The sequence below is a fragment of the Blastococcus sp. SYSU DS1024 genome (assembly GCF_054050795.1).
Map to the genome: position 1 here is coordinate 1 of NZ_JBJHAA010000045.1, position 2974 is coordinate 2974.

4 protein-coding genes are annotated in these 2974 nt (G+C 73.4%); 3 read left to right on the forward strand and 1 reads right to left on the reverse strand.

Annotated features, from left to right (window positions below):
- Positions 1-160 precede the first annotated feature (160 nt).
- The 3 genes from ACI79S_RS20710 to dapB are packed head-to-tail and all read left to right on the forward strand — an operon-like array spanning position 161 to position 2613.
- Positions 161-1417: a M16 family metallopeptidase gene (locus ACI79S_RS20710; protein ID WP_456595326.1), complete on the forward strand. Its 1257-nt coding sequence runs from the start codon at positions 161-163 to the stop codon at positions 1415-1417.
- Position 1418: 1 nt separating this feature from the next.
- Positions 1419-1766, forward strand: a complete 348-nt coding sequence (locus tag ACI79S_RS20715; RefSeq protein ID WP_456595327.1) for a VanZ family protein — start codon at positions 1419-1421, stop codon at positions 1764-1766.
- Positions 1767-1815: 49 nt separating this feature from the next.
- Positions 1816-2613, forward strand: coding sequence for a 4-hydroxy-tetrahydrodipicolinate reductase (dapB, locus tag ACI79S_RS20720; RefSeq protein ID WP_456595328.1), 798 nt, complete (start codon positions 1816-1818; stop codon positions 2611-2613).
- 174 nt (positions 2614-2787) lie between these two features.
- Here dapB and ACI79S_RS20725 read toward each other — a convergent pair.
- On the reverse strand, positions 2788-2974 hold a 187-nt coding region (locus tag ACI79S_RS20725), incomplete at its 5' end, for a hypothetical protein (protein ID WP_456595329.1).

Consider the following 2974-nt stretch of genomic DNA (forward strand, 5'->3'; position numbering starts at 1 on the left):
CGGCGGGTCCCGACACCCCCGCCGAGCCCCCGGCCGACGCACCCCGGGCGGGGGAGTCCCCACGACTGATCTGATCGGGGCCGGGGCGGGTGCTGACGCACCCCCCCCGGTTCCCGTCGGGACGACCGCGCTGCTCGACCTCGACGAGGTCGGGGGCCGGGTGGAACGCACCGAGCTCCCCGGGGGCCTGCGGGTGCTCACCGAGAGCATGCCGGGGGTGCTGTCGGCGACGCTCGGCATCTGGGTGGGCGTCGGCTCGCGGGACGAGACCCCGGCCGTCGCCGGCTCGTCGCACTTCCTCGAGCACCTGCTCTTCAAGGGGACGACGTCACGCGGCGCGCTGGAGATCGCGACGGCCATGGACGCGGTCGGCGGTGAGATGAACGCGTTCACCGCCAAGGAGCACACCTGCTACTACGCGAACGTGCTCGCCAGCGACCTGCCGCTCGCGGTGACGCTGCTGGCCGACCTGGTCACCGACGCCACCAACACCGCCGCGGACCTCGAGTCGGAGCGGACGGTGGTGCTCGAGGAGATCGCCATGCGCGACGACGAGCCCTCCGACGCGGTGCACGACCTGTTCGCCGAGGTGCTGTACGGCGACACCTCCCTGGGCCGCTCGGTGCTCGGCACCGTCGAGTCCATCGAGGGGCTGACGCGGGACGACGTCGACGGTTGGTACCGGTCGCGCTACGCCGTGCCCTCGATCGTCGTCACCGCGGCCGGGCGGGTGGAGCACCAGCAGGTGCTCGACCTCGTGACGGCGGCCTTCGGCGACCGGCTCTCCGGCGGCGGTCGCCCGGCCCCCCTGCGCACCGGCGACCTGGACCTCGAGCGGCCGGCGCGGGCCACCGGTCTGATTTCCCGGCGGACCGAGCAGACGCACCTGCTGCTCGGCACGCCCGCGATGGGTCGGCAGGACGAGCGCCGCTACGTGGCGGCCGTCCTCGACGCCGCCGTCGGTGGTGGGATGAGCTCGCGGCTGTTCCAGGAGATCCGCGAGAAGCGGGGCCTGGTGTACAGCGTCGGTTCGGCGCTCACCCACTACGCCGGCGCGGGGGCGTTCTCCGTCTACGCCGGCTGCTCGAAGAAGCGGGTGCCCGAGGTGCTGCGGCTGATCCGCGAGGAGCTCGGCCGGGTGGCGGTCGACGGGCTCACCGCCGAAGAGGTCGCCCGGGCCCGGGGCCAGCTCAAGGGTGGGTTGGTGCTCGGGCTCGAGGACACCGGCTCCCGGATGAGCCGGCTCGGCAAGAGCGAGCTCTCCTACGGCGAGTACGTGCCGGTCCGCGACGTGCTGGCCCGCATCGAGGCCGTCGACGAGGGACAGGTCCGCTCGATGGCGGCCGAGCTGTTCGGCCAGGAGACCTGCCTGGCCGTGGTCGGCCCCTACCGTGAGTCCGACCTCGACCGGCTCTGACGTGCGCGACGGAGGGCAGGCACTGCCCCGGGTGGCGTTCGGCCTGGTGCTGGTGGCGTCCCTGGTGGTCCTGTTCCTGCCCGCCTCGGGCGTGCCCACCGCGCCGCCCGGGACGGACAAGGCGGTGCACCTGGCGCTGTTCGCCGTGCTCGCGGCCACGGGCCGGTGGGCCGGGGTGGGGACGCCGCGGCTGGCCGCGGGGCTGGTCGCCTACGCCGTCGTCAGCGAGCTGGTCCAGGGGATCGCCCCGCTGGGCCGTTCCGCCTCGGTGGCGGACGGCGCCGCCGATCTGGCCGGCGTCGCGGTCGGCCTGGCGCTCTGGGGCTGGCGCGCCCGCCGGGCACGCTGATCCGGGGGGCTGTCTTGCGTCGTGGCCGTCGGCCGGGAAACCTGACCGGGTGACCACGAGCGCGTCCGACCTCCAGCCCGGCTCTCCCGACCGCGACTCGTCGCTGATCCCGGTGGGGGTGCTCGGTGCGCGCGGGCGGATGGGCACCGAGGTGGTCAAGGCGGTGAACCAGGCCGACGACCTCGAGCTCGTGGCCATGGTCGACGACGGCGAGTGGCTGTTCAACGTGGCCGACGCCGGAGCGCAGGTCGTCGTCGACTTCACCCGTCCCGACGTGGTGATGGACAACATCCGGTTCTGCATCGACAACAACATCCACTGCGTCGTGGGCACGACCGGCTTCGACGAGGCCCGCCTGGCCACCGTCGCCGAGTGGCTGGAGCCCAAGCCGGAGGTGGGCGTGGTCATCGCCCCCAACTTCGGCATCGGGGCGATCCTGCTCATGCGCTTCGCCCAGGAGGCGGCCCGCTTCTTCCCGTCCGTGGAGGTCGTCGAGCTGCACCACCCCGACAAGGTGGACGCCCCCTCGGGGACGGCGGTGCGCACCGCCCGTCTGGTGGCGTCGGCCCGCCGGGCGGCCGGGATGGCCCCCGTCCCCGACGCGACGACCGACGAGCTCCCGGGGGCGCGCGGCACCGACGTCGAGGGGGTGCGCGTGCACGCGGTCCGGCTCGCCGGGCTCGTGGCGCACCAGGAGGTGCTCCTCGGGGCGGCGGGGGAGTCCCTGACCCTGCGGCACGACTCGTACGACCGCGCCTCGTTCATGCCGGGTGTGCTCCTCGCCGTCCGGGAGATCGGCCGGCGCCCTGGCCTGACGGTGGGCATCGAGAGCTTCCTGGGCCTCTGAGGCACGCCCGCCCGGTACTCCCCGCGCGCCCCGGCGCTGGTGGGGGCGCGCGGCCGCACGGGTGTGACGCGGACCGCTGTGCGGGGGCTTGCGCGCGGGCCGGAGAAGTCGTGTATGGTTCTCCATGCGCCGCGCGGCCCGGAAGGGCCGCCGGACCGGGGCCCGGGTAGCGGGTCACTGGAAACCGGCGTAGAGTTGGACATCCAGCCAGGGACGAAGCCCGCGAGGGTCTACTTCTTGCGCGTCCGCTCCTTGAGAACTCAACAGCGTGCCGAAAGTCAGTGCCAAGTAATACCCCGTGCCATGGCTCTTGTGGTTGTGGCAGGGATTCCTTTGGTTGATTGATATCGCGAGTGTCAGC